The organism is Komagataeibacter swingsii, assembly GCF_003207895.1.
Classification (GTDB): domain Bacteria; phylum Pseudomonadota; class Alphaproteobacteria; order Acetobacterales; family Acetobacteraceae; genus Komagataeibacter; species Komagataeibacter swingsii.
On the sequence record NZ_NKUB01000002.1, the window covers coordinates 152,248 to 177,128 of the forward strand.

The 24,881-nt window shown below is 62.7% G+C and carries 20 protein-coding genes; 11 read left to right on the forward strand and 9 right to left on the reverse strand.

The genetic code is table 11. The annotated features are described in order from the left end of the window. Positions 1-514: 514 nt before the first annotated feature. Positions 515-2,305, reverse strand: a complete 1,791-nt coding sequence (locus tag CFR76_RS02500) for an alginate export family protein (protein WP_110555668.1) — start codon at positions 2,303-2,305, stop codon at positions 515-517. A gap of 973 nt (positions 2,306-3,278) precedes the next feature. On the opposite strand from CFR76_RS02500, the gene CFR76_RS02505 reads away from it, so the two are divergent. Genes CFR76_RS02505 through CFR76_RS02520 form a run of 4 tightly spaced genes read left to right on the forward strand, consistent with a single transcriptional unit; the run spans position 3,279 to position 6,221 of the window. Further along, a complete protein-coding gene (locus CFR76_RS02505; protein ID WP_208623911.1) occupies positions 3,279-4,100 on the forward strand; it encodes a MetQ/NlpA family ABC transporter substrate-binding protein in 822 nt (273 codons plus the stop codon). Beyond that, complete coding sequence (locus CFR76_RS02510) at positions 4,091-5,125, forward strand: methionine ABC transporter ATP-binding protein (RefSeq protein ID WP_110555669.1); 1,035 nt, start codon at positions 4,091-4,093, stop codon at positions 5,123-5,125. Before CFR76_RS02505 ends, CFR76_RS02510 begins: the two co-directional genes overlap by 10 nt. Beyond that, positions 5,106-5,759: a methionine ABC transporter permease gene (locus tag CFR76_RS02515; protein ID WP_110555828.1), complete on the forward strand. Its 654-nt coding sequence runs from the start codon at positions 5,106-5,108 to the stop codon at positions 5,757-5,759. Before CFR76_RS02510 ends, CFR76_RS02515 begins: the two co-directional genes overlap by 20 nt. A 15-nt stretch (positions 5,760-5,774) precedes the next feature. Then, a complete protein-coding gene (locus CFR76_RS02520) occupies positions 5,775-6,221 on the forward strand; it encodes an RrF2 family transcriptional regulator (RefSeq protein ID WP_208623912.1) in 447 nt (148 codons plus the stop codon). 111 nt (positions 6,222-6,332) lie between these two features. Here the strand turns inward: CFR76_RS02520 and CFR76_RS02525 are convergent, their stop codons facing one another. Beyond that, entirely contained in the window at positions 6,333-7,619 is a 1,287-nt protein-coding gene (locus CFR76_RS02525) for an NAD(P)/FAD-dependent oxidoreductase (RefSeq protein WP_110555830.1), read from the reverse strand. 403 nt (positions 7,620-8,022) lie between these two features. On the opposite strand from CFR76_RS02525, the gene CFR76_RS02535 reads away from it, so the two are divergent. Further along, positions 8,023-8,784, forward strand: coding sequence for an SDR family NAD(P)-dependent oxidoreductase (locus CFR76_RS02535; protein ID WP_110555672.1), 762 nt, complete (start codon positions 8,023-8,025; stop codon positions 8,782-8,784). A 41-nt stretch (positions 8,785-8,825) separates the two neighbouring features. On the opposite strand, the gene CFR76_RS02540 is transcribed toward CFR76_RS02535, so the two are convergent. The 5 genes from CFR76_RS02540 to glpD all read right to left on the reverse strand — a co-directional run bounded on the left by CFR76_RS02540 (position 8,826) and on the right by glpD (position 14,929). Continuing rightward, the gene (locus CFR76_RS02540) at positions 8,826-9,584 is read right to left on the reverse strand and encodes a DeoR/GlpR family DNA-binding transcription regulator (protein WP_110555673.1); all 759 of its coding nucleotides are present in this window, start codon (positions 9,582-9,584) and stop codon (positions 8,826-8,828) included. Between the two features lie 32 nt (positions 9,585-9,616). Beyond that, positions 9,617-10,723: a class II fructose-bisphosphate aldolase gene (gene fbaA / locus CFR76_RS02545; RefSeq protein ID WP_110555674.1), complete on the reverse strand. Its 1,107-nt coding sequence runs from the start codon at positions 10,721-10,723 to the stop codon at positions 9,617-9,619. A 48-nt stretch (positions 10,724-10,771) separates the two neighbouring features. Next, positions 10,772-11,758, reverse strand: a complete 987-nt coding sequence (glpX, locus tag CFR76_RS02550) for a class II fructose-bisphosphatase (protein ID WP_110555675.1) — start codon at positions 11,756-11,758, stop codon at positions 10,772-10,774. Between the two features lie 39 nt (positions 11,759-11,797). Continuing rightward, a complete protein-coding gene (gene glpK, locus CFR76_RS02555; protein ID WP_110555676.1) occupies positions 11,798-13,297 on the reverse strand; it encodes a glycerol kinase GlpK in 1,500 nt (499 codons plus the stop codon). Positions 13,298-13,366: 69 nt separating this feature from the next. Continuing rightward, the gene (glpD, locus tag CFR76_RS02560) at positions 13,367-14,929 is read right to left on the reverse strand and encodes a glycerol-3-phosphate dehydrogenase (protein ID WP_110555677.1); all 1,563 of its coding nucleotides are present in this window, start codon (positions 14,927-14,929) and stop codon (positions 13,367-13,369) included. A 445-nt stretch (positions 14,930-15,374) separates the two neighbouring features. Here glpD and CFR76_RS02565 point away from each other — a divergent pair, with 445 nt between their 5' ends. After that, the gene (locus CFR76_RS02565) at positions 15,375-16,187 is read left to right on the forward strand and encodes an MIP/aquaporin family protein (RefSeq protein WP_110555678.1); all 813 of its coding nucleotides are present in this window, start codon (positions 15,375-15,377) and stop codon (positions 16,185-16,187) included. A gap of 181 nt (positions 16,188-16,368) precedes the next feature. Here the strand turns inward: CFR76_RS02565 and CFR76_RS02570 are convergent, their stop codons facing one another. Next, complete coding sequence (locus tag CFR76_RS02570) at positions 16,369-16,812, reverse strand: Lrp/AsnC family transcriptional regulator (RefSeq protein ID WP_025438195.1); 444 nt, start codon at positions 16,810-16,812, stop codon at positions 16,369-16,371. A 140-nt stretch (positions 16,813-16,952) separates the two neighbouring features. On the opposite strand from CFR76_RS02570, the gene alr reads away from it, so the two are divergent. Together alr and CFR76_RS02580 are read left to right on the forward strand one after the other, a co-directional pair. After that, a complete protein-coding gene (gene alr / locus CFR76_RS02575) occupies positions 16,953-18,098 on the forward strand; it encodes an alanine racemase (RefSeq protein ID WP_110555679.1) in 1,146 nt (381 codons plus the stop codon). A 34-nt stretch (positions 18,099-18,132) separates the two neighbouring features. Beyond that, positions 18,133-19,389 (forward strand): D-amino acid dehydrogenase, encoded by a 1,257-nt coding sequence (locus tag CFR76_RS02580; protein WP_110555680.1) that lies wholly within the window; start codon positions 18,133-18,135, stop codon positions 19,387-19,389. 115 nt (positions 19,390-19,504) lie between these two features. On the opposite strand, the gene CFR76_RS02585 is transcribed toward CFR76_RS02580, so the two are convergent. Continuing rightward, positions 19,505-20,479, reverse strand: coding sequence for a LysR family transcriptional regulator (locus CFR76_RS02585; RefSeq protein ID WP_110555681.1), 975 nt, complete (start codon positions 20,477-20,479; stop codon positions 19,505-19,507). A 171-nt stretch (positions 20,480-20,650) separates the two neighbouring features. On the opposite strand from CFR76_RS02585, the gene CFR76_RS02590 reads away from it, so the two are divergent. The 3 genes from CFR76_RS02590 to CFR76_RS02600 are packed head-to-tail and all read left to right on the forward strand — an operon-like array spanning position 20,651 to position 24,878. After that, positions 20,651-22,237, forward strand: a complete 1,587-nt coding sequence (locus CFR76_RS02590) for an MFS transporter (RefSeq protein WP_110555831.1) — start codon at positions 20,651-20,653, stop codon at positions 22,235-22,237. An 18-nt stretch (positions 22,238-22,255) separates the two neighbouring features. Further along, entirely contained in the window at positions 22,256-23,332 is a 1,077-nt protein-coding gene (locus CFR76_RS02595) for an HlyD family secretion protein (protein WP_110555832.1), read from the forward strand. Continuing rightward, the gene (locus CFR76_RS02600; RefSeq protein ID WP_408884347.1) at positions 23,319-24,878 is read left to right on the forward strand and encodes an efflux transporter outer membrane subunit; all 1,560 of its coding nucleotides are present in this window, start codon (positions 23,319-23,321) and stop codon (positions 24,876-24,878) included. Before CFR76_RS02595 ends, CFR76_RS02600 begins: the two co-directional genes overlap by 14 nt. The last annotated feature ends 3 nt before the right edge of the window (positions 24,879-24,881 follow it).

Here is a 24,881-nt window from a genome sequence, read left to right on the forward strand (position 1 = left end):
CGGTCGGGGAAAGCATTCCCCCTGCCCGGCCGGTTCGATATCCGCCGCGATTACTGCGACAGGGGTAATACATCCGCAAGGTAACGGCGTGCCCATGCACTCAATTACTGGATGGCTTTTATTCAGGGTACGCCCAGAGACTACCCGGAAATACATGTTTCCGGATATCGGCATTCAGCATTTCGAAAAAAGCCCCGCCAAAGGCAGCTTCGCACATGGGGTCGGGAATGTGGCCCTGCATCAATACCGGAACAGGCTGGCCGTTGCGGCTGACAGGTCCCCCATTGTCATCCATCCATGCAAAACCGCGTAGGACACATAGAAAACCGTGCATGCCGGCATGCCCATCATAATAATGCGCGACAGGCTGTACTGCATGAATATCCTGCGGTCCATCATCATACCTCCATTCTACATCATTGGGGAGCATGCATCCCGCATGTTCATTTTATCGCAGCAATAGGCAGGCTGCCCCTGGGGCTGCCATTCCGTTCCTGTATTTCACCGGATGCCGTCAGAACCGGAATACAAAATTCGACTGGTAATACGTACCACTGCTCCCCCCCGCCGCATCAAGGGCATGCGAGGTCATGAAACGGGATGCGTATTGCGTCCATGACACATGCGTATTGATCTGCCAGGCAACCGATACCTGTGGCGCCATGCCGATGAACCTGCCACGAAAATTACCCGCGAATTTGTAATTCCCCGATGATTTGTAAATGGGGTCATTCACACTGTCGCGCCAGAACAATGGATACTTGAACTGGATGCTGACCGACTTGAATGGCGTAATCCGGACCAGCGGCGCGAAACTGATCAGGTTGGACGCCGTCATGTAGGTTGTCGTGTCGAGGTAGTTGGTCTGCGGGCTGAAGGGGGTAATATAGGTGCCAATCGTGCCGGTCCGGTCCGATGAATTGCCGCCCGAATACACATCCGTCTGGATACCGGCGAATGTATTCAACGCCTTTTCCGAAAAACGGTACCCTACTGATGAATTGATGGCATAGGCACTGACATTGCGCGCCAGCGTGGTCCCGGATGGACGGAACACCCCGCCCTGCCAGATCCCGCCCATCGAAAATTCAATCGGCCCCGCCACGCCATGCCAGCGCATGCCGAAATTGTTGCGCGTATTGGATCCCTTGACCGAACTGCCGCCCGGTCCCGCAATCGCGCCGGCCGCGCCATTCAGCTTGTAGCCAATATAAAAGGCGTCAACAAAGGAATACCCCTTCTGCCCCATGAAGGTGAAGTCGGGCGGCGCCCATGTCGTGTTGAAACCATACAGGCGCGAGGCATAGTTTTCCGTATCGTGAAACATCTTGTTTTCGCTGTCATATGTCTGCACGAAATCCCAGCCATCGATACGCACGCGCTTCCACACCATGTAACCCCGGAACCCGTCCCATGACAGCGGCACGTTCGGCGTCTCACGGGCGTACAGCATGTAGGACGGCGCATCGAGGAACTGCTGCCGCCCGAACATGAAGCCGCTTTTGGCGCCAAGCATGTTCCACCGCACTTCCACAAAGGCCTGCTGCGCGTCCAGACGCTTGCGATAGGTCGACCCATAACCGTAACCACCCCAGCCGGCGGCATCCGCATTCACCAACTGACCGAAAAAGCGCAGGTGCGAACCGATATGCAGGTCCGCGCCATACAGGTTGCGCACGGCGAAACGCCCGGAATCATTGGGCTTTTGCGTACCCAGCATGGGGCGGGTTTCAAACCAGTTACGCAGGCGGGTTTCACCTGAAAAACTGATCCATACATTGCCGCTGCGGGTCAACGGGATGTATTTCAGCACGTCAAAGGGGTCATTATGGTTTTTCCCGCCGCGCAGGTTGCTCCAGTCCTCGGCCCACGGTACCACGCCATATGTCCCGACCGGGCCGAAGCCTGCTGATTCCCCGTTTCCCCGGTTGAACACGCCCCAGTCATACTGGTGGCCATTCCTGCGGTTTTCCGCGCCACTCATGCGCAGGGGCTGCCCCACCGGGTTGGCGTGCGGGTAAACCTGTATCGGGGGGCGTCGCCCGATACGCACAACCACGTTTTCAGGCTGTGATTGTGATACCTGCCCTGCCGGTAGGTCCGCCGCTGGCGCACCGGCGGAAACGGGGCCAGCGGCATGCGCGCCCTGCCCCATGGCGATGAAGCCCGCAGGTAGGCTGAGCAGCATGGCCAGGACATGGAAATCGGTGGATTTCCTGCCCCCCGGCATGGCATACGCGCCTGCGCCGCCCCTGCGGATGCAATGGGTACGAACGGTCGTGGCGGAATTCGGGAATGGCAACATTGTCACATACCACTTCGCTATATGCAGGGCATCACGGTTTATTAAGCACTGTATGTTTACGTATTATGTCATTAAAAACACGTCAATATCGTATTTTAATATTTTCCGTCCACGCGCATTGCAAATGCATGAAACGCCGCCTGAATATCAATTAACATACTGTTATTTAACATTATATTCTGTTTGTAAAATAAATCGTAAAAATGACGGGAGACAGTTCCGCTGCATATATAAAACGATAGAGATCGTACTATATATCATTCTACGAAGTGGCAGGAAATCATATGTCCCCGCTGTCCCAAAAAGCATGGAACGCCCATAAACGCGACCGTCATGCAGGTTGCGCCATCATCTCCGAATTTCCTATATTTCCTTAAAATAACAGGAGTAATTTTGATATATGACATGCAGGACATAACCAGACCCGGCCTGCCCCACGTTTCAGTCACGGCGGGAACAACCAGACTGTTCCCCTATGCTCCGGAAAGATGGCAATGCCGCCACAGGCTTATCATACAGTCATAGGCGTGAATTATTCCACGATATCAGACGCGGCTTCCTTTCCCGCAGGCATGAACCCATATCCTGCCATCCGGGACGCCCGGCTATAGCGAACCGGACATGGCCTGCATGGCGTTTTCATACCCGCCACAGATTATTCACTATTTTACAGTGTTTTCCTTACATTCGGCCATGCCATGATGATATTTTTTTATTTTCAATGGGCAAGCCATGATTGTCACGACCGCTGCGACCCCATCCGGGTACCCATGGGTAGTCGACAGGCGATTTCTTCCCGATAAATTAACTTATAATTTCGTGTTTAATGTTGACTTACGTATGTTGTTGTATTTTTATGCGCCCATCAATCTGCCGCCAGCCGGATCACGCCATGACCGTATCCCTGCGCCACCATATGCAACGCAATGCCGGTTTTTATGTCGCAAAAACAGTCGTCCGGGTCAGGAATAAAATGAAACCGAACCGCCCCATCACACGAAGACGCGCCCTTTCCCTGCTGGGGGCCGCTGCCTGCCTGCCTGCGATCCATACCGCCCGGGCGGCGGATGCCAGGCGGCTGCGTATCGGGATCATGGCGGGCGAGGACGAGGATCTGTGGCGCGTGATCGCCGCCAATGCCGCGAAAGAGGGGCTGGCCCTCTCCATCGTGCCATTTTCCGACTACAACACACCCGACGAAGCCTTGGCCGAGCATGAAATTGATGCCAATGCCTTCCAGCACGGCCCCTTCCTGCAGGCGCAGGTCGCGGCGCGCGGTTACAATATCGTCGCGGTCGGGAATACCTGGTTCTCCCCCATCGGGCTGTATTCGGCGCGGTGGAAGTCGGTGGCCGACCTGCCACAGAACGCCGTGATCGGGGTACCGAACGATCCCAGCAATGAAGGCCGCGCGCTGCACCTGCTCGAAGCGCTGGGGCTGATCAGGCTGCCCCCTTCCGCAGGGCTGCTGCCGACGCCGCTGGATATCACCGACAATCCGCGCAGCCTGACATTCCGTGAACTGGATGCCGGGATTGTCGGGCGTTCCCTGCCCGACCTGGATGCCGCCATCGTCAATACCAACTGGGCGCTGAAGGCGGGAATTGACCTGGTGAAACAGAAAATCGGGCAGGAATCCCTTCACGACAACCCTTACGTCAACTTCATTGCCGTCAACGCCGCCGATGCGCAGGCCCCGTGGGTGACGCCACTGGTCAATGCGGTTCACCAGCCATCCACCAGCGCCGCGATCGAGACGATCTTCCACGGTTCGGTGCTGCCAGCATGGACGTAAGCCTGGTCCAGGTCCGCAATGTCAGCCGCGGCTTTGGCGGGCAGCTTGCGCTGGATGACATAAGCTTTACCGTGGCACGGGGCGAGATACTGGGCGTTATTGGCCGATCGGGGGCTGGCAAGAGTTCCCTGCTGCGCTGCCTTGGCGCGCTGGACCGGCCTGATACCGGCCATATCGTGATCGAGGGGCATGACCTGACCACCCTGCCCCAGTCGCGGCTGGTCGGCCTGCGACGCCGGATCGGGTTTGTTTTCCAGCATTTCAACCTGCTGGGTTCCCGCACGGTGGCGGGCAATATCAGCCTGCCGCTTGAAATAGCGGGCATGCCACGGGCGCAGCGCAGGGAGCGGATTGCGGAACTGCTCTCCCTTGTCGGGTTATCGGACCACGGCCACAAATGGCCGGCGCAACTGTCGGGCGGGCAGAAACAGCGCGTGGGCATCGCCCGGGCGCTGGCCAACGCACCCGCCCTGCTGCTGTGCGACGAGGCCACATCCGCCCTTGATCCCGAAACGACGACATCCATCCTTGACCTTCTGGCCCGCATCAACCGCGAACTGGGCCTGACCATCATCATGATCACCCATGAAATGGATGTCATCCGCCGCATTGCCACCCATCTGGTCATTCTGGACCACGGGCGCATGATCGAAAACGGCCGGACGCTGGATATTCTGGGCGCGGATACACACTCCCCCGTAACGCAGGCGCTGCTGTCGGAAACACAGCCGCGACTTCCCCCCGCCATCCGTGCGAAACTGGTGGAAACACCCGTCCCCGGCGCGCATGCCGTCATCCGCCTGCGCATGGGCGGCATGGCGGCGGACCAGCCGGTACTGTCCACGCTGGGGCGGCGTTTCGGGGTAGACGCCATCATGCTTGCGGGCGGCACAAGCGAAATCGCGGGCCAGCCCTTTGCCGACATGATTGTATGCCTGAGCGATTATTCAGCAGAAATTCAGGATTTCCTCCACGGTCTCGCCCCATCACTGAAGGTTCTTGGCTATGTCCCGGCTGATCTTTGACCTGATCCTGCGCGCAACATGGGAAACGGCGCAGATGGTGCTGGCATCGGGCCTTGTGGCCGTGATCGGCGGCCTGCCGCTGGCGCTGGTCGTGGTGGCCACCCGCCGGGACGGCCTGCTGCCCTGCCCGCCGGTCGCGCGCCTGCTGGGGCTGGTCATTGACATGCTGCGCGCCATTCCCTTCATCATCCTGCTGGTGATCCTTATTCCCGTCACCCGCATGATCGTGGGCACGTCGCTGGGAACCACGGCGGCCATCGTCCCGCTATCGCTTGCGGCCATCCCGTATTTCGCCCGCATTGCCGAAGTCTCGCTACGCGAGGTGGACCCCGCACTGGTTGATGCCGTGCGGACCATGGGCGGCACGCGGTGGATGATCGTGCGCCATGTCCTGATCCCCGAAGCCCTGCCCGGACTTGTCGCGGGCCTGACCGTCACCCTGATTACCCTGACCGGGGCATCGGCCATGGCCGGGGCTGTGGGCGCGGGCGGGCTGGGCGATGTCGCCATCCGTTACGGCTACCAGCGTTTCAATACGGAAATCATGACGCTGGTGGTACTGGTCCTGATTGTTTTCGTCGCGTTGATCCAGAGCATCGGGAACGCGATTTCCCACCACCTGCGCCATACCTGACAGGGGGCCATGCCCATGCACAGCATACGTGACCGGACCGCCACTGCCCTGATCATCATGCTGGACGTGGCGTTTCACAGCATTGCCGGCCGGCCGGTCAGCACGATTGATATCGCGGACCGCTCCGGCCTGGCCCGGCGCGGGATCGAACCCATCGTGCAGTCCCTTGCCCGGTCCGGCCTGTTGCAGGGCGTGCGCGGCCCGCATGGGGGCTACCGGCTGGGCCATCCGGCAGGCGAGATCCTGCTTGCGGATATCTACAGGGCCACGATGCATGATGACGCCCCTGCGGAATGGCGCAGGGGCACGCTGTTCAATACGGTGGTCCGACCCTTTCTGGATCAGGTGGAAAGCATCCTGACCCACGAATACAGCAAGGTCACACTGCATGACTTCGTGCGGCAGGCCGAAACACGCGGCCTGCAACGCCCACCCGCCAGTCCGGTCAGCTTTTCGATATAAACTGCCATCTTTAAAGGACAAAAGTTTTCGGGCGCCGCCTTTTTCCAGGAAGCCGGCGTCTTCCGAAGCTTTCTGAAAAAAGCTTCACCAAAGACTTCTCATGATTTTCAATCAGTCCAGCCGGACGGAAGGGCGCACGAATACATCCAGCCAGTCCACAAGGCACGAAATCGTGCCGCGCACCGGCCCATACAGTTCAAACTGGTGCTGGCGATACAGCATGAGATGCACCATGCGCGCCGACAGCCCGTGCAGCCAGCCACCGCCGAACACCGTGCCACCGGGGAACGTGCCCCAGCCGTTATAGTCACCCAGCGCCACCACGGCCCCCTTGTTATGGAAGGTGAAGGCAGGCAGCTTCTGGCCGCTCATCATCCACGCAGGCAATGCCCGGGCCAGATGGTGCGCCTGCTGGCGGGCGGCCTGTGCGGTAGGGGCGACGGGTTTTTCGGCAATGAAGGCACAGTCCCCCATGGCGAAGATGTTGTCATCCTCCATGACCTGCAGCGTCGGCCTGACCTCAAGCTGGCCGGAACGCGACAGCTTCAGCCCGCCAAACTGCTTCGTCACATCCGGCGCCTTCACGCCTGCGGCCCATACCCGCAGGGTTGCCGGAACACGGCTGCCGTCCTTGAGGATAAAGCCGTTTTCATCCGCGCCACTGACCATGGCGCCCGCGCGCACCTCGACGCCAATGGCCTCAAGCTGCGTGACCGCGGCATCCGAGACGGATTCAGGGAAAGCCGGCAGGATGCGCGGCCCGGCTTCCAGCAGGGTGATGCGCAGCTTGGGCGGCTTTTCGCCAAAGCTGTAGAGCGAGGCAAGATCCAGTGCCTTGTGCAGTTCAGCCGCAAGCTGCGTGCCGGTGGCGCCGCCGCCGACAATGGCGATATCCAGTTCCTGATGATTGGCGAAAGCCCGCAGCAGTTCCATGCGGAAACGGTCATTGAAGCCGTTCGCATCCACCAGGTTGTCGATGAACATGCAATGTTCGGCCACACCCGGCGTGCCAAAGTCATTCGCCCGGCTGCCGATCGACAGGACCACCGCGTCGTACCCCAGCGTACGGGCATCCACCACCAGTTCGCCCGTCTGCGGGTCCTTGATGGGGGCCAGCGAAATGGTCTTGGCCTTGCGGTCAAGGGCCGTGATCTCACCGGGCCAGAATTCGAAATGGTGGCGGCTGGCCTGCGACATGAAGCTTATGCGGTCATTTTCATTCGCGGCCGTGCCGGCGGCAAAGCAGTGCAGCATCGGCTTCCACACATGGGCGAAGCTCTTGTCCACCAGTGTGATCTCGGCCCGCCCCGATCGTCCGACCGAATTGCCCAGCCGTGTCGCCAGCGCAAGCCCGGCCACGCCACCGCCTACAATAACGATCCGAAACTTCTGTGCCATCTCGATAATGCTCCAAACCCGCTCGCACGGCGCTGCGGCCCCCACATGGAAAACCCCGATACGCCACATCCATACAAACCATGTTGGCGGGATTATAGGCAATCCACCCCATACCCGAAACATGCGCGGGAGCGAATTCGGGCATGAAAGCACAACAACATGTGCCCCGCACCGTCCATTTGCCGCAGCGGGACGCGAAAAACCGGGATATCGACATGGCCGATCAAAAGAACCCGATCCGTCGCAGCCAGGCGCATATCCCCCTGAATCCGCCCCGCGCGGCAGGCCCGGGCGGCAGGCATGCCGGGCAACATCTATCCAATCCCGGCGTTAGCCCGCATAACGGCAGGCGGAACAGGTGTGCCAACATACTGAAATGAATGACAGGACAGCAGGAGCAACCATGACCGTCACCCCAAACGGACGCATTCAGGACAAGGTCGCCCTTATTACCGGTGCGGCCAGCGGGATCGGCCGGGCGACGGCCGAACGCTTCGCGGCCGAGGGCGCGCGGCTGGCGCTGACCGATCTCAATACCGACGCGCTGGACGAACTGGTCAGCCAGTTTGAAAAAAGCGGGGTGCCCGTGATCTCGGTCCCGGCCGATATCACGAGCGAGGCGGATATCCAGCGCGTCGTCCATGAAACCATGAAGCATTTCGGCCGGATCGACATCCTCGTGGCTAATGCGGGCGTAATCCCGGAAGCCAACCTTGCCACCGCCACGGCGGACCTGTGGGACCACACCATGGCGGTGGACGCGCGCGGCATGTTCCTGAGCTGCAAATACGCCGCGGCCGAAATGGTACATGCCGGACAGGGGGCGATTGTCTGCCTGTCCTCCATTTCCGCCTTCGCGGGGCAGAAGGGGCAGGCGGTCTATGGGCCGGCCAAGTTCGTGGCGTCGGGCATCACCAAGCACCTTGCCATCGACCTTGCGGACAAGGGCGTGCGCATCAATGCCGTCGCACCCGGCACGATCGACACCCCGGCGGTCGCGAAAATGGATGCGGACGCCATCCGCAAGGTCGTCGCGATGCACCCGATGGGCCGCATGGGCAAGCCCGCGGAAATCGCCAGCGCCATCCTGTTCCTTGCATCCGATGACGCCTCCTTCATCACCGGCGCGGTGCTGCCGGTTGATGGCGGGTATCTGGCGCAGTAGGACCGCAGGCATGGCCGGTGTGGCGCGCCCGGCCATGCCCATCAGGCGATGTACAGCTCCACGTCATGCTCGCGCAGCAGCGCGCATATGCGTTCGGATGGCTGGCGGTCGGTAAAGAACCCGTGGACATGTGACAGGTGCCCCAGCCGCCCCATGGGCCTGCGGCCGAACTTGGTCTGGTCCGCCAGCAGGTAGACGCGCCGGGCATTGCGCATCATGGCCTGCGCCACGCTGATCTCATCCGCATCGAAATCCAGCAGCGTGCCGTCTTCCTCGATCCCGCTTATGCCGATCACGGCGAAGTCGGTACGGTACTGCTCGATAAAGGTGCTGGCGGTGGAACCGGTAATCCCACCGTCATAAAACCGCACCAGCCCGCCGGTCACGATCACCTGGAAATCCGTCTGCGCGGATAGCGGGGTCGCGACATGCAGGTTGTTGGTGATGACACGCAGCGCCTTGTGCCGCCGCAATGCCTTGGCGAAGGCTTCCGTCGTGGTGCCGATACTGACAAACAGGGATGAATTGTCAGGTATCTGGCGTGCGGCAAGATGGCCAATGGCCTCCTTGGCGCGGCGGTTGAGCACCTGGCGTTCGGAATAGGCGATATTCTCGACCGACGAGGCCAGCCCCGCCCCGCCATGATGCCGCGCCACCAGCCCGCGCCGGGCCAGCAGGTTGACATCACGGCGGATGGTCTGGACCGCAACATTCAGCCTCTGGGCCAGTTCCTCGTTCGAGACGTACCCCTGGGTGCGCACCAGTGTGATAATTTCATGGTGGCGTTCTTCAGCTGACACGTTGCCTGTTACTCCACAGCGTCATCCAGACCCTAGACCGCGCGCGCAACCGTGCGCCCGGTGGCCCCCAGGTCGGCAAAGGACTGTTCCAGGCGGGCCACGATCCCCTGTTCGCCAACCCGCAGCCACTTGCGTGGGTCATACAGCTGCTTGGTGGGCTTTCCCGTGCCGGGCGCGATCTGGTGGCTGAAGGCCTCGGCATGTTCATGCACGTAGCGGCCGACGCTGCTGGCGAATGCAAACTGGATATCGGTGTCGATATTCATCTTGAACACGCCATAGGACACGGCTTCGGTAATCCTGGCCTGTTCGGACCCCGACCCGCCATGGAACACCAGCGCCAGCGGCTTTTCCCCCCGGCCCGTGGCCTTTGCCACCGCCGCCTGCGAATTGCGCAGGATTTCAGGCCGCAGCTTGACATTGCCCGGCGCGTAGACGCCATGGACGTTGCCAAAGGATGCCGCGATGGTCACGAAGCCAAGCGGGGACAGCGCCTCATACGCCTTCAGCACGTCCTCGGGCTGGGTATAGAGATGGGCATTGTCCGCGCCGTCATCAACGTCATGGCCCACGCCGTCTTCCTCGCCGCCTGTCACGCCAAGCTCGATTTCAAGGCCGATGCCCAGCGGGGCCATGCGGCGCAGGAAGGCGGCGCATTCGGCGATATTGTCCTCCAGCGGTTCCGCCGAAAGGTCGATCATGTGCGACGAGAACAGCGGGCGGCCGGTTTCCTTCACCGCCTCCTCACTCGCGTCGATCAGGCCGGAAATCCATGGCAGCAGCTTGCGGTCGGCATGATCGGTATGCAGGATCACGCACACGCCATAGGCGGCGGCCACCGTATGCACATGGCGGGCGGCGGCCACGGCGCCCAGCACGCGGGCCTGCTCCGCGTCCTTCATGCCTTCACCCGCGTAAAAGCGGGCGCCACCGTTCGATAGCTGGATGATGACATCCGCGCGATTGCGGGCGGCGGCTTCCAGCACGGCGTTGATGCTGTCCGTACCCACCACGTTCACGGCTGGCAGGGCGTAGCCTTCGTCCCGGCAGGTTTCAACCAGGCGGCGGTAATCCGCACCTGTCACCACACCGGGTTTCAGCCCCAGACGGTGGGAAACCGCGTTCGCTGTATCGGTCATGTCGTTCCTCTATTGCCTGTTATTGTTGTTATGCAATGGATGAAAAGTTCACCAGGTCTTGGTCTGGTAGTCGTGATGGCCTTCCACGAAACGGATGGTGCCGGACTTGGAACGCATGACCAGCGAATGCGTGACCGTGCGGATGCCGCTGCGGCGGATACCGCGCAGCAGCGCCCCACCCGTAACACCAGTGGCCGAGAACAGTACGTCGCCCCGCGCCATGTCTTCCAGCGCCAGCTTGCGCGACGGGTCGGCGCCGGGGTTCATCTTGCGCGCGCGCGCGATCTGCCCGTCATCCTCGAACAGAAGGCGCCCCTGCATCTGCCCATGCACGCAGCGCACGGCGGCGGCGGCCAGCACGCCTTCGGGCGCGCCCCCCGACCCCACGTAAATGTCGATTTCGCTGTCATCAAGGCATGCGGCGATGGCAGCCGCCACGTCACCGTCACTGAGCAGCGTCACGCGCGCGCCAATGGCGCGGGCGCGCGCGATCAGTTCCTCATGGCGTTCACGGTCCAGCGTGCACAGCATGAGTTCGGACACATCGCGCTTCTTGGCGGCGGCCAGCGACTTCAGGTTGGCCTCGATGCTGTTGTCGAGGTCCACCACGCCTTCGGGCAGGTTGGGGCCGACCACGATCTTGTCCATGTAGATGTCAGGCGCGTGCAGGAAATTGCCGCTTTCCGCCAGGGCCACGACCGTCAGCGCGTTGGGCAGGTTCTTGGCGCACAGGTTGGTGCCTTCCAGCGGGTCCACGGCAATGTCCATGCCGGGGCCGCCCGCGCCCACGTTTTCCCCGATGAACAGCATCGGGGCCTCATCCATCTCGCCTTCGCCAATCACCACGGTGCCGTTGATGGCAACCGTGTCGAACGCGCGGCGCATGGCCTCCACCGCCGCGCCGTCGGCTTCGTTCTTCAGGCCACGGCCGGTCCATGCCGACGCGGCCACGGCGGCCGCTTCCGTCACGCGGACGAGTTCGAGGGCAAGGTTGCGGTCCGTAACCTGATAGGGATTATGCCGGGTGGAGGTCATGAAACACTCTTTTCCTGTCTTCTTGCTATAATTCGTCGGTTACGCGGCAACGGTGGAACTGAGCGTACGGCGCACCGCCACATGCCACCCCGCCACCATCCTGTCGCGCTGGGCCTTGTCCATTGTGGGGCGGAACAGCTGCCCACGGCTCCAGGTGCCTTCGACTTCCGCAATGCTGCTCCATACCCCTGTCGCCAGCCCGGCCAGGAAGGCGGCGCCAAGGGCGGTCGTCTCGACCTGCTTGGGCCGTTCCACGGGCGTGCGCAGCATATCGGCAAGGAACTGGCAGAACCAGTCATTGACCGACATCCCGCCATCAACACGCAGTGCGCTCAGTTCCTCGCCGCCGTCCTCATGCATGGCGTCCATGAGGTCGAGCGTCTGGTACGCCACCGATTCCAGCGCCGCGCGGGCGATATGGGCCGCCGTGGCATCCAGCGTCAGCCCGCAGATCAGGCCACGGGCGTCGGGGTCCCAGTGCGGCGCGCCAAGGCCGACAAAACCGGGCACCATATAGACGCCATGGCTGTGCGGCACGCGGGTCGCCATGTCATCGGTCTGGGAGGCATGGGTAATCAGGTTCAGCCCGTCGCGCAGCCAGCGGATGGCGGCGCCAGCCACGAAAATCGAGCCTTCCAGCGCATATGTCGTCTCGGCCCCGATGCGGTAGGCAATGGTGGTCAGCATGCGGTTTTCGGACTGGACGGGCGTGGTCCCGGTATTGAGCAGCGCAAAGCAGCCCGTGCCATAGGTCGCCTTGGCCGTGCCGGGTTTAAAACAGGCCTGTCCCACCATGGCCGCGTTCTGGTCGCCCGCCATGCCCGCGACCTTCAGGGGTTCGCCAAACAGGCGGGCTTCCGTCTCGCCAAAGATTTCGCTGTTGGTGCGCACTTCGGGCAGGATGGCGCGCGGCACGTTAAACAGCGCCAGCAGGTCATCATCCCACGCACAGGTATGGATATTGAACAGAAGCGTGCGTGATGCATTGGTCGTGTCGGTGGCATGCACGCGCCCGCCCGTCAGCCGCCACAGCAGGAAGCTGTCGATCGTGCCACAGGCCAGCTTGCCCTGCTCGGCCCGCGCGCGCGCGCCTTCGACGTTATCAAGGATCCACGCGATTTTCGTGGCCGAGAAATAGGGGTCCAGCAGCAGGCCGGTGCGTTCGCGCACAAGCGGCTCATGCCCCTGTTCATGCATGCGCGCGCAGACGGGCGTCGTGCGCCGGTCCTGCCAGACGATGGCGCGGTGAACGGGCTTTCCCGTTTCCCGGTCCCACACGACAATGGTTTCGCGCTGGTTGGTAATGCCGATCCCCGCGATCGTGTCCGGGCCGCCGGCCTTTTCAATGGCTTCACGCGCGGTGGACAGGACGTTGGCCCAGATTTCCTCCGGGTCATGCTCGACCCAGCCCGGATTGGGGTAATGCTGGGCGAATTCGGTACGGGCGACCGAAAGCGCGTTGATGTCACGATCGAAGACGATGCTGCGGGTCGAGGTCGTTCCCTGATCGATGGCGAGAATTCTGTTCTTCTTGTTCATTATATTCTCCTGCCCTGACGGGCGGATGCGGTTCTGGCCGTGGACGATGTCACGTCCACGGCCCGTCTGTCACGAAGCTGACTTTGCGGCGACCGGCTGGCGGCCACGCAGGTAGGTGTCAAGGCGGCCTGCGTCCTCATCGGTCACGTGCAGGCCCATGCGGGACCGACGCCACAGGATGTCCTCGGTCGTCTGCGCCCATTCATGCGCGATCAGGTATTCCACCTCACGCGCACTCAGGCCGCCGCCAAACTGCTCGCCCATGTCGGCCATGCTGCGTGCATCGCCCACGATTTCACCCGCGCGCGAACCGTAATTGCGCACCAGGCGCCAGCATAGCTGCGCATCCAGGAACGGGGCCTTTGCCGCAAGCCGGCTGACCGCGCCATCGAACCCGCCCGCGCCCAGGTCGCCACCGGGCAGCACCTGATCGGCGGTCCAGCCCGGCGCGGACAGCACCGGCAGGAAGGGCTGCAGCTTTTCAAGCGCATGTTCGGCCAGCTTGCGGTACGTGGTGATCTTGCCACCGAAGATGGACAGCATCGGCGCCTGGTTGCCCTGCGTATCCACATCCAGCACGTAATCGCGCGTCACGGCGGACGCGTTCTTGGCCGCGTCGTCATATAGCGGGCGCACGCCGGCATAGCTCCACACCACGTCATCCGGTGTTACCGGCTTGGTGAAATAGCGGCTGACGCTTTCGCACAGGTAGCTGATTTCCTCGGGCGATATCTCGACCCGGCCAGGGGCCTGCGCCCACGGCACGTCGGTGGTGCCGATCAGGGTGAATTTCTGCTCGTAGGGGATCGCGAAAACGATACGCTTGTCCGGGTTCTGCAGGATATAGGCCTGCGGCCCGTCAAACAGGCGCGGCACCACGATATGGCTGCCCTTGACCAGACGCACGTTCTTGTCGCTATCGACCTGCGCGCGCTCGCGCAGCACTTCGCTCACCCACGGGCCACCGGCGTTGACCAGCACCTTCGCCTGCACGGTCGCCTGGCTGCCATCGCGGGTGTTCTCGATCACCGCTTCCCACAGGCCGTTCACGCGCCGGGCCTGCACAAGGCGGGTGCGGGTGCGGATGTCGGCGCCATGCGCCTTGGCGTCCATGGCGTTGAGCACGACAAGGCGGCTGTCCTGCACCCACCCGTCGGAATAGGCGAAGCCGCGCGCCAGCGTGCCGTTGAGCGGCTTGCCCGCCGAATTCGTGCGGAAGTCAAGCGACTTGCACTTGGGCAGCGTCATGTTGGGCGCAAGGTGGTCATACAGGAACAGGCCAAGGCGCAGCATCCACGCGGGCCGTGCCTGCGGGGTGTAGGGCAGCACGAAGCGCATCGGCCAGATGATGTGGGGCGCTATGCGCAGCAGGCGCTCGCGTTCCATCAGCGCCTCGCGCACCAGGCGGAATTCATAATATTCAAGGTAGCGCAGGCCACCATGGATCAGCTTGGTGCTGGCTGATGAAGTGTAGCTGGCAAGGTCGTCCTGCTCGACCAGCAGGACGGACGCGCCCCGCCCCGCGGCGTCGCGCGCGATGCCCGTGCCGTTGATCCCACCGCCCACGACCAGCAGGTCGAGCGGGCCGCCCTGTGCCGCGGGGGTGCGGAATGTTTCGTCCTTGGACGCCATGGTAGATGTTCCTCCTGATACAAATGTTCGTAAACGAACATCGTGAGCGTTTCAATAGGGAAAGCGCACATCAGCCATCGCATTCCATGAAATATTTCATGCATAAATATTGCCGGTTTTAGACATAAATTCGCCATCTGCAGGTATTTATCTGTGCAGGCGGTTTTTTGTGCATGTGCGAAAACGCACAGCATGTGCTGCCATCCCGCCCCTGCTGCTGTCTGACACACGCCAGCACGGCATGCCCCCGAATCTGCCAGGCTGGAGAGGTTTCATGAAATATAACGAAACAATCGGGAAAAGAAGAAACTTTCCCCCCGGCAACCACGTGTCCCTCTTCCCGGCACGGGTATGTTCGTTTAAGAACATGTCAGGGCAGGAAACCCGCCACAAGGCGGACGGCCCATTCCCATCGAATGATAATAAAAGAATAAAGTGGGTTAAAATGCTAAAGAACCGACAGTTTCTGGGCGAACTGATATCAGAATGCATTGCGGTCATGATCATCGTCCTGATCGGCGATTCGGTGGCCGCCATGTACACGCTGTATGATCCCAGCCCGTACAAGCTCTCCTACTGGGGGGTGTCCATTGTATGGGGGCTGGGCGTGACCATTGCGATTTACGTGACCGGCAGCGTATCGGGCACCCATGCCAACCCCGCCGTATCAGTGGCGCTGGCGCTATACCGTGGGTTTTCGTGGCGCAAGGTGCCCGCTTACTGTGCGGCGCAGGTACTGGGGGGCGTGCTGGGCGCGGCCCTTGTCTACACGCTGTACCAGCCAGTGATAGACCACTACAACCAGTTGCATGGCATAAGCCGCGCCGATGGCGGGGCGGCGGGGGTCTTCTTTACCCATCCGGGCGAATTCATCACGCCGCTCCATGCCTTCATGGATGAAACCATCCTGACGGCGCTGCTTGTGGGCGGCATCTTCGCGATTACCTGCGAGTACAATACCGTGGCGCCACAGGCCAATTCCAGCGCGCTGATCATCGGCCTGCTGGTGGCCAGCATTGGCGCGTGCTCGGGCTACCTGGAGGCATGGGCCATCAATCCCGCCCGTGACTTCGGGCCGCGCCTGTTCTGTTTCCTGGCCGGATGGGGCAGTTCCGCCCTGCCTTCGGCGGACAATTTCTGGTGGGTGCCGATTGCGGGACCCCTGCTGGGTGGCGTGATCGGCGCGGGCTGTTACCAGTTCCTGATTCGTCCGTTCATTCCGCGCCATGCCAGCGCGGTGCTGCCGCCGGTCCCGTAACCGCCCTTTTTGCACCGCCGGATCATCCCGGCGGTGTCACGCCTTATCACAGGGCAAGTCCTGGCTGGACTGAATCCAATATAATTTTTTAAAAATAAAAAGTTTTTGGTAAAGATTTTTTCAAAAATCTTTAAAGAACGCCGCCTTTTAAAAAAAGGCGGCACCCCAAAACTTTTAGTACCTAACGCTGTACCACGGTGCGGATGGCAAAGTTGCTCTGTATCCGGGCGACACCGGGCATACGCGACAGTTCTTCCTTGTGGATGCGTTCATAATCGGCGGCATCCCGCGCCTCGACGCGGACCAGATAATCGGCGTCCCCCGTCATCAGGTAACATTCGCGCACATCGGCGCAGTCGCGCACGCGGGCCTCGAAGCGGCGCAGGCATTCCTCCGTCTGGCGTTCCAGCGTGATCTGCACGATCACGGTGGTCATGCCATGGACCGAACGTTCATCCACCAGCGCGCGATAACCCCGGATCACCCCGTCCTTTTCCAGCATCCGCACCCGCCGCAGGCAGGCGGACGGGGACAGGCCGACCTTCTGCGCCAGTTCGGCATTGCTCATGCGTCCGTCATGGCGGAGGTTGCGCAATATGGCGTCTGTCAGGCGATCGAATGCCATGGTGAATTTTCCGCTTATTTTCGTATATAATTGCGTACGATCGCTCCTTAATGGCATGAAATTGCATCAAACGACAGGACATTTTGTTTCCATCAGGGTACGATCGTCCTGTCCCGCCAGCCCGATGGAGTACATGCCCCATGCCTGACCTGCCTTCCTTCCCGCACGCTACCGGCTGGGCCGCGCCGGGTGCGGGTGCGATGCTGGAAATCGACCTGGGCGCGATCGCCGCGAATTACCGCCTGCTCAATGCCCGCACGGGCAATGCCACCTGCGCGGCGGTGGTCAAGGCCGACGCCTACGGGCTGGGCGCCCACCGGGTTGCCCCCATGCTGGAACAGGCCGGGGCGAACACCTTTTTCGTCGCCCATCTGGAAGAAGGCATCCGCCTGCGGCCGCATGTCGCCCCCACCGTACGCATTTTCGTCCTGCATGGCCCGATGCCGGGAACACAGGCCGAATTCACGCGCCATGACCTGCTGCCTGTGCTGAACAGCATGGAACAGGTGGCCCGGTGGCGCGCGCATGCGGGCCAGATGGGCAATCCCCTGCCCGCCGCCCTGCAGGTTGATACCGGCATGTCCCGCTTTGGCCTGTCCGATGCGGATGTCGCCATGCTGGCGGACAGCCCGGACCTACTGGATGGAATCGATACGCAACTGGTGATGAGCCACCTCGCCTGTGCCGATACCCCGGCCAACCCGGCCAACGCCATGCAGCGCGACCGCCTGCGCGCCATGGCCGCCCGCCTGCCCGCGGCCCCGCTGGCGCTTTCGGCCTCATCGGGGATCTTCCTCGGGCCGGATTACCATTTCGACCTTGTCCGCCCCGGTGCGGCCCTGTACGGGCTGGCCCCCAATAACGATGCGCCCAACCCCCTGCATCCCACCGTGCGGCTGGCCGCGCGCATTGTCCAGCGCCGCGCCATCAGCGCGGGCGACGGCGTGGGCTATGGCCTGACATGGCGCGCGACCGGGCCACGGCGGATCGCGACCCTGGGCATTGGCTATGCCGACGGGTTCCTGCGCCACGGCGCGGATGGCGGCGGATGTGCGTGGCTGGGGGAGTACCGGCTGCCGATCCTTGGCCGCATTTCCATGGATTCCACCACCATCGACGTAAGCGACGTGCCCGAAAGCGTGCTGGCGCAGGCCACGCATGTGGACATGATCGGCCCGCGGCGCAGCGTGGATGATGTCGCCCGGTCCGCCGGCACCATCGGCTATGAAGTGCTGACGGCGCTGGGTTCCCGTTTCCATCGCGCGTACCTGACACAGGCGGCGTGATGCGTTTCCACCCGCCAGAGAAGGCATCTGTGTAATGAAAATCATCGTTCTGGGTAGCGGTGTCGTCGGCGTGACATCGGCATGGTACCTTGCGCAGGCAGGGCATGAGGTCACCGTGGTGGACCGCCAGCCCGAAGCCGGCCTTGAAACCAGCTTCGCCAATGCGGGCCAGGTCTCGCCGGGATATTCATCGCCCTGGGCCGGGCCGGGCGTGCCGCTGAAATCGGTCAAGTGGCTGCTGATGAAGTACCGCCCCTTCGTGTTCTGGCCCATGCCGGACCCGCATCTGTGGAAGTGGCTGGTGCAGATGCTGGAAAACTGCACCACCGCCGCCTATGACCGCAACAAGGGCCGCATGGTGCGCATCGCAGAATACAGCCGTGACGTGATGCGCGACCTGCGCGCCAGCACCGGCATCACCTATGATGACCGCCAGCAGGGCACGTTGCAGGTTTTCCGCACGCAAAAGCAGATGGACGCCATCGCGGGTGATATCCGCGTGCTGGAACAGTACAATGTCCCGTACGAAGTCCTGACGCGTGAAGGCTGCGTGAAGGCCGAGCCGGGACTGGCGTCATCGGCGGACAAGATCGTGGGGGGCCTGCGCCTGCCGGGGGACGAGACGGGGGATGCGTTCATGTTCACCCAGCGCCTTGCGGCCATGGCGGCAAAGGCTGGCGTTACCTTCCACTACGACACCCGCATCCGCGCCATGACGAATGAAGGCGGCCATATTACCGGGATCGAGACCAGCCGGGGCCGGATGGTGGCGGATTCCTATGTCCTGTCACTGGGCAGCTATTCGCCCGCCATGGTGCGCCGCCTCGGGCTGGACCTGCCGATCTATCCGGTCAAGGGGTATTCGCTGACCGCTGACATCGTGAATGAAAAGCAGGCCCCGGTCTCCACCATCATGGACGAGACATTCAAGATCGGGATCACCCGCCTTGGCGAACGCATCCGCGTGGGGGGCACGGCGGAACTGGCGGGCTTCAGCACGAAGCTGCGCGCGCCGCGGCGCGAGACGCTGGAACATTCGGTGACCGACCTGTTCCCCGGTGGCGGCAATATCGCAGCAGCCAAATTCTGGACCGGCCTGCGCCCGATGACCCCCGATGGTACCCCCATCATCGGCCGCACGAAGTACGACAACCTGTTCCTCAACACAGGGCATGGCACGCTGGGCTGGACCATGGCGTGTGGTTCGGGCCGGGTGCTGGCTGATATCATGTCGAACCGCATGCCCGACATCCCGTACGAGGATCTGGGCGTGGTACGCTACGGGCAGTAAAAACTGTTTGAAAAACAAAAGTTTTTGGGTGCCGCCTTTTTTCAGAAAGGTGGCGTTCCCTGAAGCTTTTTGAAAAAAGCTTCACCAAAAACTTCTTTATCTTCTGCCTTGTGTCTCAAGGACGGTCTTTAATACCGTGCTCCGCCGCCGTGGCGGGGGAAAACCCGTCAGGCGGCCCATCCCCGCGCTGGCGCACGACCTGATAGACGGTGTTGCGCAGCCAGCGATGCACCGGGTCGCTATCGCGCCTTGGATGCCATGCCTGGAATGAATGCACCACGGGCAGTTCGAAGGGGAATTCGAACGCCTCAAGATGCATGGACCGAATGGGCAGGTAATCGATGGCGATACCCGGCAATGGCAGGATCATGTCGGTCATGCGCAGGGTCTCGACCATGGCGTAATAGGTCGGCACGACCATCACCACCCGCCGCTTCAGCCCGAACCGTTCCTTCAGCACCGTATCGATCGGCCCATGCGGCCGCCCCCGGCGCGACACGCTTATATGTTCATACCGCGCGACCGAGACGGGCGTGATCCCTTCGGTCAGGATGGGATGGCCCGCGCGCACCAGCGCACGGAAGGACGTGGGAAAGATGCTCTGGCGGCGTATTTCCGAACGCATGTCGTCGGATGCGCCAAGATAGAGGTCGATCCGTCCTTCCCGCAGGTCGTTGCTCGGTTCCTCATCCGTTTCCGGGGCGAAGGTTAGGGTGCAGCCGGGGCATTCGGCCCGCAGCGCCGCAAGGATAGCGGCACCAAAAGCCCCCACGATCAGGTCGTTCGCCCGCAGGGTAAAATGCGGGGACAGGCCGGCGAGGTCGGGGGCGTCCTGCTCCTCCAGCAGGGCATCAGCGCCTTCAACCAGCGCCTGCACTCGTTCACGGATGCCCAGCGCAAAGGTGGTGGCGACCAGCCTGCGCCCCGACGCCACCAGGATGGGATCGCCAAAGACCACACGCAGCTTGGCGAGGGTACGGCTCATGGCGGCTTCGCTCATCTGCAGCCTGCGCGCGGCGTGGGAGACGCCTTCTTCCTCGATCAGGGCCTGGAGGCTGCGCAGCAGGTCGAGATCGTAGCGTTTCCTCATGGCTCTGCGTTGCGTCCCCACCGTGAAACCGGAATGAAACCGTCCCGATTATCCTGAAAAAACGGATTTGACCAATCCGTAAAATGAAAGTGTCACCTTACGCGAACATGGGTATTCGCGCACGCCCCCCGCGCCGATCATGTGCCCGTTTTCCCATCGGGACAGATAAATGTGAACGCCGCCCCTTCCTACATCCCGCCCTTTGGCATCCGCACGGTCGTGGGGTGCCTTGGGGTGCTGCTGGCCGTGCATGTCGCCGGTTTCAATGAACACGTCACGGAAATCGGCCTGCCTGATATCCGTGGGGCGATGCATATCGGCCATGACGAGGGTACGTGGTTCATCTCCATCTATGAATGTTTCAACATCGCGGCGATGGCGTTCACGCCATGGTTCTACGTCACGTTTTCCATCTACCGCTTTACCCTGTTCATGACGGCGCTGCTGGGGCTGCTGGCCATTCCCGCGCCCTACATGCCCGACATGACCACGCTGTGCATCCTGCGCGCGGCGCAGGGTCTTTCGGCGGGGTGTCTGCCGCCCATCCTCATGACCGTCATGCTCAAATACCTGCCTGCCCCGCTGCGGGTATTCGGCATTGGCGGGTATGCCATGAGTGCGACCTTCGGCCCCAACCTTGGCGGCCCGCTGGAGGCGATGTGGTTCGAACATGTCGGCTGGCGGTGGCTGTACTGGGAAACGCTGCCGCTTTGCGCGGTGGCGGCGCTGATGATCGGCTGGGGGCTGCCACGCGACCCGTCGCACTGGGAACGGTTCCGCAACTTCAACTGGCGCGGGTTCGCGCTAGGGGTCCCGGCCATCATGTGCGTGGTGACGGTGCTGTACCAGGGCGACCGGCTGGACTGGTTCCGATCCCCCGTCATCACGCACCTGACGTTCTGGGGCGGCGCGCTGTTCATCGCCTTCCTGGCGCACGAATGGTTCCACCACAGCCCGTTCTTCCGCATCCAGTTCTGGGGTAACCGCAATATCGCCGCATCGCTGCTGACGCTGGTGGCGTCGCTCATGATCTGTGGCCTCATGACGGAAATCCCGTTCACCTACCTTGCCGACATACGCGGCTACCGGCCCGTTCAGGCCGCACCCGTGGCGCTGGTGGTCGCGCTGCCGCAACTGGTCCTGCTGCCGCTGACGGCGGCGCTGTGCAATATCCGCGCGGTGGACTGCCGGTACGTGCTGGCCATCGGCCTCATCTGCCTTGGGGTTGCGGCGTGGCTGGGCACGTGGCTGACGCCGGACTGGGTGCGCGACAACTTCATGGTCATCCAGATCCTGCAGGTCTTCGGGCAACCGATGGTGGTCATCCCCACCCTCATGCTGGCCGCCCTTGGGCTGGGACCCGCGGACGGGCCGATGATCTCGGGCATGGTGAACATGCTCAAGGGCATGGCCAACGCGATTGCCACCGCCCTGTTCGAAGTCATGCTGCGCCGGCGCGAGCAGTACCACTCCACCATGCTGCTGGACCTGCACGGCACGCATGGCACGGCGCTGGCGGGCATGGGCGACCCCATTGCCGGGCAGATCGCGGGCACGTCGCCCGATGCCGGGCATGTGGCGCGCAACGCGCTGCAGATCTTCCATACCTACGTGCATGAACAGGCCACCGTGCTGGCGCTGGCGGACATCTACCTGCTGGTCATGTGGATCTGCGCCTTTTTCCTTGTCCTGACGGCAATCCTGCCCGGACGTATCTACCCCCCGCGTGCGCCGGTCCCCGCACCCGCCGCGCACTGAATGATCGGGTCCGAAGCAATGCCCCACAAGAAACCCATCATCCTGGCTGGCGCCACGGTCATTGCCCTGGTTGCGGCCGCATGGACCGCCGACCGGCTGGTATCGGGCGATGGCGCCAGCGAATATACCAACGACGCCTATGTCACGGCGGATTTCACCACCGTGGCGCCCAAGGTGCCCGGCCGCATCGACCGCGTGATCGCGCAGGATAACGAAGCCGTCCACCCCGGCGAGGAACTGGCCCATATCGAGGACGAGGATTACCGCGCGGCGCTGGAGACGGCACAGGGCGAACGCGAAGCCGCACAGGGTGACGTGGCGAACCTTGAGGCCGAACTGGTGCGCCAGTCGGCCCTGATCGCGCAGGCGCGCGCCAGTGTCAGCGCGGATCAGGCGCAGCTTGCCTTTGCCCGGCAGAATGCACGGCGGTACCACAACCTGTCGGCGGACGGTTCCGGCACGCAGGAGCAGAACCAGGACAGCGCCGCCCGCCTGCTGGAAGCACAGGCCCGCCTTGACCATGACAATGCGGCGGTTGACGCCGAAACCGATCAGGTCGCGGTCCTGCGCGCGCGCCTGCTGCATGCGCAGGGCGCGCTGGAACAGGCGCGCGGGCGCGAACATACGGCCGCACTCAACCTGTCCTACTGCACCATCCCCGCCCCGGTCGAAGGCGTGGTGGGGGCACGTGGGGTACGCGTGGGGGCCTATGTCCATGCGGGCACGGCCCTGCTGGCGGTGGTGCCGACGCAGGCGGCCTACGTGCTGGCCAATTTTCAGGAAACGCAGTTGACCCACGTACGCACCGGGCAGCGCGCGACCATCTGGGTCGATACCTTCCCCGGCCACCCGCTGCATGCCCATGTGGACAGCCTTGCCCCCGCCACCGGCGTCGCCTTCGCCCCGATCCAGCCCGACAACGCCACCGGCAACTTCACCAAGGTGGTGCAGCGCATTCCCGTCAAGCTGGTATTCGACCCCGGGCAGACGCTGGCGGGACTGGTGCGCGTCGGCATGTCGGTCGAAGCCCGTATCGACACCGTCACCGCGCCCGACGGCCCCCACGCGACGGAGGCCCGCTATGCTTGGCAGTAACGTCATGCAGGCCATACGCCACCCCCGCGCCGTGCTGGCCCTGGGCGTGATCGCGCTGGTCGCCACCGGCTGCACGGTTGGCCCCGACTACCACCGCAAGGCACAGCCCGCGCCTGCGACATGGCATGACAGCCTGCCGCCCGCCGAAAGCCATGTGACCGACGCAAAGGCGGACGCGCAGTGGTGGACCATTTTCAATGACGCCACCCTGACCGCGCTGGAAGCGCAGGTGGCGCAGGACAACCTTGACCTGAAAGCCGCGTCATGGCGCTTTGCCCAGAGCATGGCCGAACGCCGTATCGCAAGTGCGGCCCAGTTTCCCCATGCCGAAGCCAATGCGTCCTATGCCCGCGAACGCGCCAGCACCAATGGCATACTGGGGCTGCTGGGCACCATGGAACAGCAGGGCGCTGGCACGATCGCCAGCGGCACGCAGGGCTTTGGCCCCACGGCCATGCCCGGATCGATCGGCAACCCGTCCTTCAACCTGCCGCAGTACGGCATGAACGCGGCGTGGGAGGTAGATTTGTGGGGCCATGTGCGCCGCCAGGTCGAAGCCGCCACCGCCGCCATGCACGCAACCGAGGACATGCGGCGCGGGCTTATGGTCTCGCTCATGGCGGAAACGGCGCAGGACTACCTTGATCTGCGCGGCGTGCAGGCGCGCATGGCCATTGTCCGGCAGGATATCGACCTGGCCAGCCATACGCTGCGCCTGACCACGCGCCGCCTGGACGAAGGGGCCGCGACCCGCATGGACGTGGCCGATGCATCGGGCCAGTACGAGGAATTCCGCTCGCGCCTGCCGGTGTTGCAGGACCAGGAAGCGCACCTGCTCAACGCCCTGAGCTTTCTGGTCGCCCGCGAACCCGGCGCGCTGACCCGCAACCTTGGACCCGGCGGCGGCGTGCCGCCGGTGCCGCGTGAAATTCCCGTGGGGCTGCCATCGCAACTGGCGGAACGCAGGCCCGACATCCGCATGGCGGAAGAACGGCTGCATGCCGCCACCGCCAGCATCGGCGTCGCCATTGCCGATTTCTTCCCGCGCGTGACCCTGTCGGGCAGCCTTGATGTGCAGGCGTTGCAGTTCAGCGGGCTGGGAAGCTGGGCATCGCGCCAGTACGGTTTTGGCCCGACCGCGACCTTTCCCATATTCGAGGGCGGGCGGCTGACGGGACAGTTGCGCCTGCGCAAGGCGCAGCAGAAGGAAGCCGCCATCATGCTGCAACGCACGATGCTCAAGGCATGGCAGGAAATCGACGATGCGATGGCTGACCTGTCATCGGCCCAGAACCAGCGCGACCGGCTGGCCGCCGCCGTGGCGCAGAACCAGATTGCCGTGCGCACCGCGCAGCGCCAGTATGCCGAAGGGTCGGCCGCGTTCCTGAACGTGCTGGACATGCAGGACCGGCTGCTGGATACCCAGTCGCGCCTGATCGAGGCGGATGTGGCGGTCTCGACCGCTGTCACCCATCTGTACCGCGCGCTGGGCGGTGGGTGGGAAAGCCGTTATCCCCTGCCCCGGCCACACCGGAAAAAAGGCTGAAAA

Bases quoted from the DNA above. Each gene is read 5' to 3' on its own strand.
- CFR76_RS02505 (WP_208623911.1), top strand. From the start codon at position 3,279: ATGAAACCGAACCGCCCCATCACACGAAGACGCGCCCTTTCCCTGCTG.
- CFR76_RS02515 (WP_110555828.1), top strand. From the start codon at position 5,106: ATGTCCCGGCTGATCTTTGACCTGATCCTGCGCGCAACATGGGAAACG.
- fbaA (WP_110555674.1), bottom strand. From the start codon at position 10,723: ATGACCGATACAGCGAACGCGGTTTCCCACCGTCTGGGGCTGAAACCC.
- glpD (WP_110555677.1), bottom strand. From the start codon at position 14,929: ATGGCGTCCAAGGACGAAACATTCCGCACCCCCGCGGCACAGGGCGGC.
- glpK (WP_110555676.1), bottom strand. From the start codon at position 13,297: ATGAACAAGAAGAACAGAATTCTCGCCATCGATCAGGGAACGACCTCG.
- alr (WP_110555679.1), top strand. From the start codon at position 16,953: ATGCCTGACCTGCCTTCCTTCCCGCACGCTACCGGCTGGGCCGCGCCG.
- glpX (WP_110555675.1), bottom strand. From the start codon at position 11,758: ATGACCTCCACCCGGCATAATCCCTATCAGGTTACGGACCGCAACCTT.
- CFR76_RS02580 (WP_110555680.1), top strand. From the start codon at position 18,133: ATGAAAATCATCGTTCTGGGTAGCGGTGTCGTCGGCGTGACATCGGCA.
- CFR76_RS02525 (WP_110555830.1), bottom strand. From the start codon at position 7,619: ATGGCACAGAAGTTTCGGATCGTTATTGTAGGCGGTGGCGTGGCCGGG.
- CFR76_RS02595 (WP_110555832.1), top strand. From the start codon at position 22,256: ATGCCCCACAAGAAACCCATCATCCTGGCTGGCGCCACGGTCATTGCC.
- CFR76_RS02510 (WP_110555669.1), top strand. From the start codon at position 4,091: ATGGACGTAAGCCTGGTCCAGGTCCGCAATGTCAGCCGCGGCTTTGGC.
- CFR76_RS02570 (WP_025438195.1), bottom strand. From the start codon at position 16,812: ATGGCATTCGATCGCCTGACAGACGCCATATTGCGCAACCTCCGCCAT.
- CFR76_RS02520 (WP_208623912.1), top strand. From the start codon at position 5,775: ATGCACAGCATACGTGACCGGACCGCCACTGCCCTGATCATCATGCTG.
- CFR76_RS02585 (WP_110555681.1), bottom strand. From the start codon at position 20,479: ATGAGGAAACGCTACGATCTCGACCTGCTGCGCAGCCTCCAGGCCCTG.
- CFR76_RS02500 (WP_110555668.1), bottom strand. From the start codon at position 2,305: ATGTTGCCATTCCCGAATTCCGCCACGACCGTTCGTACCCATTGCATC.
- CFR76_RS02535 (WP_110555672.1), top strand. From the start codon at position 8,023: ATGACCGTCACCCCAAACGGACGCATTCAGGACAAGGTCGCCCTTATT.
- CFR76_RS02565 (WP_110555678.1), top strand. From the start codon at position 15,375: ATGCTAAAGAACCGACAGTTTCTGGGCGAACTGATATCAGAATGCATT.
- CFR76_RS02600 (WP_408884347.1), top strand. From the start codon at position 23,319: ATGCTTGGCAGTAACGTCATGCAGGCCATACGCCACCCCCGCGCCGTG.